The sequence below is a fragment of the Methanosarcina sp. 1.H.T.1A.1 genome, from assembly GCF_000979295.1.
Taxonomy (GTDB): Archaea; Halobacteriota; Methanosarcinia; order Methanosarcinales; family Methanosarcinaceae; genus Methanosarcina.
The window spans coordinates 1-7,042 of record NZ_JJQY01000045.1 but is presented as its reverse complement, the minus strand read 5'-3'; the positions used below and the strand labels follow the sequence as shown (position 1 = coordinate 7,042).

Below are 7,042 nucleotides of genomic sequence, written 5' to 3'. Positions count from 1 at the left end.
TCCGTCTCGTGGGCTCGGAGATGTGTATAAGAGACAGCCACAAAGGTCCTGCAATCTTTGTCAGTGCTCCGCAGGCAGGGCATTCCCGGTCAATATGGACGGCAAGCCCATGGACAGACTCTCTGAACCCGCATTTAGGGCAATGAATACTGAATCCCATAAACTTCAGGGTCCTGTCAGCCTGTTTAGTCCCGGGGAGCACTTCAATGTAACTACGAACATAATGGCGCGTGACATGGGAAAGCAGAGGCAACATCCCTTTTTCGTGTTTTGCAAGTTCTCTGGCACAGGCTCCGAGCAGGACCCTTAAGCCCATTTCGCTGTGATATTCCGTATTAAGGGGTACGGCTGCATACTTTCTGATTCCAGAGTTCAGGTGGGCTCCACAGAGAGGAGCAGTATCTGTTGCAGTTACCGAGAGCATGCTCTGCGCCGAAGTTGCGGATGCATCAAGGTAAGGCGCAGGAGTTCCGAAAGGGTCGACATCCACGATATGGAATTTCTGCTCATGAAGCAGAACATTTGCGTTCTTGCGTGTAGCCTGAACTTTTTCCTCAAGCCCGTTAATTGTTATATTTTCCTTTATAAGTTCAAAGGCTTCAGGGCTCCAGTCATTCATTGTCGCATGTATTCCGACTTCCCTTGCGATCCTTAGCCCCCTGATTCCTGATGCTGAAAAGGCATCCACGTAGCGGATCTCCTCTCTCTGTATGTCTTTTCTCGAAAGAAGCCTCTCCACAAATGCTGCAGTTGCTGCAACATTGATATCACGGTTCAATTCCATCTCCGGGTTATAGAACACCGGCGCTGCCGAGGGAGGGAAATTTGCGTCCGGAGGCGGGACCGGAACCGAAATTTTTGTTGTCCCTTCCACTATAGTTCTACATATCATCTAAAGCTGCTATACTTTGGGATATTATTTTACAGTGATGGTCATCTGCATGTTAGGATATTCACGTGCGTTGAAATTGTAGCTTCCGGTTTCATTGAATGTGTATTTCAGGGTGTTTCCGTATCCAAGCCTTTGATCCTCGAAAAGCCCTTCCTTGCTGCTCAGGGTAAAGACAATGGATTCTTCGAAATTTCTCCATACAACTATATCCCCTGTATTGACCTCCAGCTCGGAGGGAATAAATAGATAATTCTTGAGCCTTACGAGGTATGTTTCTGGCTCGGTTCCAGCAGGCTGCACAATCTCGACTTCTTCGTCATCGGTCACGTTTTCGGTTTGCTCGTCTTGAATTTCATCCCCCATACCCGGAGTTAACGTTTCTAGAGGTGTTTCTCCCTCTCCGGCTGTTTCTGTTTCTTGCGGCGTCCCCGCTTCCTCTAATGTTTCCGTTTCCACCGGCGTTTCCATTTCTTCTGACGTTATTGCCTCTTCCGGTGTCTGCACTTCTTCAAGAATCGGCGTCCCACCTGAACCGCCTGAACCGCCGGAATCCTCCAGGCCGTCCTCTTCTTGCCCCTGATTTCCTCCCCAATTCAGGTAGACAAACACTAACACTGACAGGACTATAAGGAGCAGAATGAGCTTTTTTATCACTATTACTTCCCCCTGCGTAAGCTTTACTTTTTTACTCCCAATTCAATATAAGCCCTATTAAATAATAACACTTTCTTATAATAAGCTTTATATTAAAAAATAGTTTGTCTGTAATCGATTTTACGGTTTTTACCCTGAAAAAAACTAATTTCCGGAAGTACGGTTAATTGGCATATTAGCTAATTGGCATATTAGCTGGCTTTTTACCTCTAAGCCTTGTTTATTCAGGATGAGGAAGGGGAAAGTTATCAGAAATGGAAATGAGCGGCAAAGATTTAAAATCTGAAAAAAATGAGTTTACTGGAAAGTTTTGCCACCTTTCCAGATGAAGCCTGTATAAGCTTTATGAGATATTTTATCCATTAGTTCCTTCAGAAAACTTATTCTGAAGACTTATTCAGAGCTCGTTCACAGTTATATTGACATCCATTCTGGGCTGCCCGATAATGGTGAAGGTATAAGTCCCGGTTTCATTGAAGGTATACGCAAAGGAACGCCTGTACACAAGGCTCGCGTCTTCAAAGAGGTCTTCTTCACTGGTAAGGGTAAAGACTCTCCTCGGGCTTTCCTGATAGTTTATCCAGGCAACTGTTTCTCCTTCTTTGATATCAAGGCTTGAGGGATATGCCCTGAAATTGTCCAACCTTATAGTATAGGGAGTTTTTCTTATATCTGGTGTGGTAACTGTCGGTCCTTCTTCAGTCTCATTTTCTACCGGAGTTACTTCTTCCTCTGTTTCCGTTACTACCGGGGTTTCAACTTCGTCCGGAGTTTCAGTTTCAGTCTCTGTCGGTGTTTCCGTCTCTTCCGGAGTTGCAATTTCATCCGGGGTTACTGTTTCTTCAGGTGTCGCGTTTTCTTCCGGGGAGGGCTGTTCATTTCCAGCACATCCCGAGAACAAAACTACACCTAAGACTAGAAGTAGAACAATTATTTTTGTATTCATTTTATTCCCCACAATCTCGTTTGGTTATGGAATTAGGAAATCTGCGGAAATAATTCAAAGTGCCGCATAGTTATATTTTTGATGGATTGATGTTAAGATAACTAAATCATTCGAATATTAATAATATAGTATTGTGTACGTAATAACGAATGATATTTAAGCTTAAGTTCTTGCTTTAATGGACACTTCTCTTTTTTCAAGTTTTTAGCTTTTCCTGTACCATTTAGGTACATATAAATATATTTTTGCATATTTCTTTTATATATATCTGTTTTTCAAAGCAAAACTCCTTATGAAATTTAAGTGCTTTGCTTGCATATAAAGATATTTTAGACACATCAAAAAACACTTCCATCTAGAATAAAACAATTCTTACCTTAAAAGGCCCTTATGGCTCAAAACAACCCGCACAATACCTTCGAGAGATATTTTTAGAATGCAGGTTAATGAAAAAAAGTAAAATTATCAAAAAATGATTCCCTTCTGGAAAGGCTGACCTTCATTTTTACCTGAATTAGCTTCAGTTTGAGCTAGCTTACCAGCCAGGGACCCGTATTTGCTTTTCCATCTTATTTCTCTTACTTCACTATTAGAATGAGCTCTGAGCCAGGAATCTCCTCCAGCTTAAAAGTGTAGTCTCCGGCTTCATTAAAGGTATATGAAAAACTTTTTCCATAGCTGATGACCGAATTCTCGAAAAGGCCCTCTTCACTTACCAGCGTAAATGAGCGTTTTGGCTTGTTAAGGTTTTTCCAGACTACAGTTTCATGCCTGAAGCATCCCCATCTTGCTTTCTCTCACAGGATGTTCCATAAAAGCAAAGCCACGGTCCCGGTGACTGCAATGATTCCGAATGCGTTTTTAGCAAGGGAGAAAAGGCTCGCAGAACCTGAAATCTTTGAAAGCAGAATTTTATTTACAGTACTTACAAGGCTTGCAAGAACTGCAGTATTTGCTGCAACTTCGTAGGAGATATTTCCGCTTACGGCAAGGAGGGTTACGGAGACTATCACCCCAGAGCTGCTGAAAAGAGCTCCGAGGGCAGTTATGTATATTCCGACGGTCCCTGCAAAGTCATAGGCAAAGTTTCCTACGATGAGAATAAGGGTAAAAGCAATGCCGAATTTAAATGCCTGACCAAGTGAGAAAGGAGACTGAATCTTAAGTTCCCCCCCACCCATCGGGCAGAATTTCTTACTATGTCTGAGAGTTATTGCTATGGAAACAGTGATAAGTACAAGCTGGGAAGGAAGCATAAACAGGGTTGTCTGGCCTGTCGGGTCAACTATAAAGGCTAATACAAGGTTTCGAATGAGCATGGAAATATTGCAGAGTAGAATTCCTGTAAGTACGGGATCGGTCATCCCCTCTGTTCTTTTGGAGAGCCCTGCAAGTGCTCCTGTGGTAGCTTCGCTGTTAATAAAGCCCCCGAGAAAACCCGAATAGCACAGGCCGCGTTTTGCCCCGAACTTTCTCAGGAGAACATAGCTTGAAAAACTGATAAGGGAAACAAGAATCACAATAAGAATTGCAGACCTGAGGTTTACAAGCCCGAAAAACTGTCTTTCCGGCATCACCGGATAAAGTATGAAAGCAACAGCCAGAAACTGTATGGCATTGTAAAGCTCTTCTTTTGTCAGGTTTCCTGCAAACTGGTGAAGGGGCTGCTTCTGGATCAGGAGGAAAGATACAACTATTGAAGAGACAATCGCAAACAGGCCGTAGTCATAGCCAACAAGGACACCCATCACGAAAATAAAGAAGAGAGTGATAGGACTTGTAACCCCTATCCGCTTATAGAGAAATATCTTGGAATAGGCAATTATGGAACAGATAGCTGCAAAGAAAAGCGTGGCTACGTAAACGAAACCCGGACCTGCAGATTCGCTTGCAAGAGCAACGAGCATACCTGTTATGCAGGTTATGCTGTAACTCCTGACGCCCGCAAAAATCTCGTGTTCAAGGCCTCTGTGCTCCCTTTCCACCCCTACCATGATCCCTATCAAAAATGCAACGGCAAGTTTTGTCAGGAAATCCACAAAAACCGGATCAAAACCGAACTCGCTAATTACGTCCGTAGCTCAACCTCTCAGATTTTTCTGGCTGTAATTCCATACTCAAACAAAACAATGTAATTAAAGTGAGTTCTATATGTCGTTAAAGTGAGTTCTATAAGATCCTGTTCACTCCATTATATGGGAAGACATTATCTAAATTGATGTGAAACTAAATATAATTAGATAGTAAGGATGTTCTTGTTAATGAATATACTCCTCAAAGGAGAAAAAGGTTCAGAGTACTCGGAAATCTCTCTAATATACCGATTACTCCGAAAACCTGGTCGACCCTGGGTAATTGAGATCCGGTCAATTGAGATCTGGTTGATTAAATATGGTTGATTAAATCCGACTAAAACTTGTTTTATACTTCCACGAATTCAACCTCAATTGATTTGTTTTCGGTTTCTTCAATAGTTATAAGGGCGCAGGAACCTTTGCAGGCTTCCCCGGGGTTTACAACAACTGTTTTTCCGATCTGTTCAATGCCTTTTGCTTCATGGATGTGCCCGCAGACCATCAGGTCAACCCTGTCCAGAAACTTCTGGATAGCTTTACTGCCCACATGTCCGAAAGGCAGCTCGTCTCTTGCCCCGTGGGGTGGGGCGTGAGTCAGGAGCACTATTGTCCCGCATTCACCTGAGTCTTCGGCTGAGCAGACCATTCCTTCAAGGGCATTTTCGATTTCGTCTTCGGAAAGCTCAAAAGGGGTATTAAAAGGGGTGGGGTTTGAGCCCCCAAGCCCGATAAACCGGATATTTCCAATCTGCTCAGCTTTTCCGTGCAAGTTTACGGCTTTTGAATTCTCAAGGGCTTTCAGGATGCTCCTCTGGTCGCAGTTCCCGGGAATTGCAAGCACAGGCTTATCAAACATTTCAGCCAGCTCTTCTACCTTCTCATCGGGCCCGAAATTGGTAATGTCTCCGACTACCACAGCAAGGTCGAAGGCCCCAGCTCGTTCTATGATCTTTTTTATCTTCGAATAATCCCCATGGGGGTCGGAAATAGCGAGTATCTTCATCCTTATCCCGTCCTTATCATGATCTTTTAATTTTATGATCTGTTAATTCTATGTTTAATTCTATGATCTGTTAATTCTATGTTTAATTCTATGATCTGTTAATTCTATGATCTGTTAATTATGATTTTTAATTTTAGTTTGAATTATTATATACAATCTCTGTTACACTTTATGTTATGTGTTATTCTGTGGACATGCACACATCTTTTATATCCCTTACGTAATATACTGCCCCATGCGTGACATCGTTATTATAGGGCATAAAGCAATGACAAGCGGCGATTTTTCTTTAAATGACCTCCCCGGGTCTGCAGGAAGAATGGATATACTCTGCCGCTGCGTAAGCTCTGCCCTTTTCCTCTCTTTTGGAATGCGCAGGGATGTAAACGTGCACCTGCTTCTTCTGGGGGAGCCTGAGCCCGGAAAAATAATCAGGTTTGAAGGGCTCCACCTGAGATACCTGAATCCGGACGAAAGAAGCAGTGGTTCGCTTATCAGTAAAGCCCTTCTGAAAAATACAACTGAACTGGATACCCGGTCCACGCCTGGCGTCTGGATCCGTAAAGGAGACTTAAAGTCCCTGCTGACTTCTTTTGAAGGGAGGACCTTGCTCTATCTTAGAGAAGACGGAAAGGATATAAGAGAAATTGCCGGTGAAATCCGAAACCCGGTTTTTATTCTGGGCGACCACACAGGTGTTACCGAAGAAGAGGAAAAACAGCTTCTTGAAGCAGGAGCACAGATTATCTCGGTTGGTCCCATTTCCCTTCACTCCAACCACTGCATAACCCTTATCCACAACGAACTGGACAGGGTTGAAGCAAAAAGAGGGGAAATTCCAGGAGGAGAAAACTCCGGAACTGAGGAGTGAGCTGCGATTTTTGAATCAGGTTTTTATCCAAAAAGTTATATCCCATTTCCCTGTATCAGGATAGAAACTTATCCGGATGTGCCTTTTCAGGCACATGCCTTAAATTTGCGCATCATCTCTACTACACTCAATATAATCTGTCAATAATATCTTTCAATAATATCTTTCAATAATATCTTTCAATAATATCTTTCAATATAATTTGTCAATATTATCTTTCAATATTATCATTCAATATTATCTGTCAATACTTTCAAAATTATCTTTCATTCTCCACTCCCCATATATATTTCCCGAACAAAGAGCTTAGAGAACGTGAAACCAAATGGATGTACTTGAAATTTCAAAAAAGATTCTGCACGAAGGCCCTATCTGTGACCACTGCATGGGCCGTCAGTTTGCAAAATTGTCCACAGGCCTCAGCAACAAAGAGCGCGGGCAGGCAATGAAACTCGCCCTCGTCCTTGAAGGGGACCGCATTTACAAAAGTGAAAATGACGACTCTCTCTTAAAGGAACTTGTTTCCTGCAGTGCCCGTGCAAGGAAAACTCTCAGAATTGAGGGAGAAGATGAGCAGTGCTGGGTCTGCCTTGACCAGTTC

At 42.9% G+C, this 7,042-nt stretch carries 6 protein-coding genes and 1 pseudogene; 2 read left to right on the top strand and 5 right to left on the bottom strand.

Features of this window, described 5'->3' with window-relative positions:
• The 5 genes from EO95_RS04710 to EO95_RS04690 form a co-directional block, all read right to left on the bottom strand.
• The coding region (locus EO95_RS04710; RefSeq protein WP_048132621.1) for a tRNA (guanine(26)-N(2))-dimethyltransferase at nucleotides 1-892 on the bottom strand (892 nt) is incomplete at its 3' end.
• A gap of 24 nt (nucleotides 893-916) precedes the next feature.
• Entirely contained in the window at nucleotides 917-1,546 is a 630-nt protein-coding gene (locus tag EO95_RS04705) for a cell surface lipoprotein (protein ID WP_235282862.1), read from the bottom strand.
• 397 nt (nucleotides 1,547-1,943) lie between these two features.
• On the bottom strand, nucleotides 1,944-2,492 hold the full coding sequence (locus tag EO95_RS04700) for a hypothetical protein (protein WP_048132618.1): 549 nt from the start codon (nucleotides 2,490-2,492) through the stop codon (nucleotides 1,944-1,946).
• A 797-nt stretch (nucleotides 2,493-3,289) separates the two neighbouring features.
• Nucleotides 3,290-4,531, bottom strand: a complete 1,242-nt coding sequence (locus EO95_RS04695; protein WP_048132616.1) for an MgtC/SapB family protein — start codon at nucleotides 4,529-4,531, stop codon at nucleotides 3,290-3,292.
• A gap of 382 nt (nucleotides 4,532-4,913) precedes the next feature.
• Nucleotides 4,914-5,570: a metallophosphoesterase family protein gene (locus tag EO95_RS04690; protein WP_048132614.1), complete on the bottom strand. Its 657-nt coding sequence runs from the start codon at nucleotides 5,568-5,570 to the stop codon at nucleotides 4,914-4,916.
• Nucleotides 5,571-5,805: 235 nt separating this feature from the next.
• On the opposite strand from EO95_RS04690, the gene trmY reads away from it, so the two are divergent.
• Nucleotides 5,806-6,441, top strand: coding sequence for a tRNA (pseudouridine(54)-N(1))-methyltransferase TrmY (gene trmY / locus EO95_RS04685; protein WP_048132610.1), 636 nt, complete (start codon nucleotides 5,806-5,808; stop codon nucleotides 6,439-6,441).
• A 325-nt stretch (nucleotides 6,442-6,766) separates the two neighbouring features.
• Nucleotides 6,767-7,042: pseudogene (locus EO95_RS04680) on the top strand (tRNA pseudouridine(54/55) synthase Pus10); the annotation flags it as partial.

What these genes read in the sequence shown, in the direction of transcription:
- EO95_RS04700 (WP_048132618.1), bottom strand. Translation starts at nt 2,492, where the DNA reads ATGAATACAAAAATAATTGTTCTACTTCTAGTCTTAGGTGTAGTTTTG.
- EO95_RS04690 (WP_048132614.1), bottom strand. Translation starts at nt 5,570, where the DNA reads ATGAAGATACTCGCTATTTCCGACCCCCATGGGGATTATTCGAAGATA.
- trmY (WP_048132610.1), top strand. Translation starts at nt 5,806, where the DNA reads ATGCGTGACATCGTTATTATAGGGCATAAAGCAATGACAAGCGGCGAT.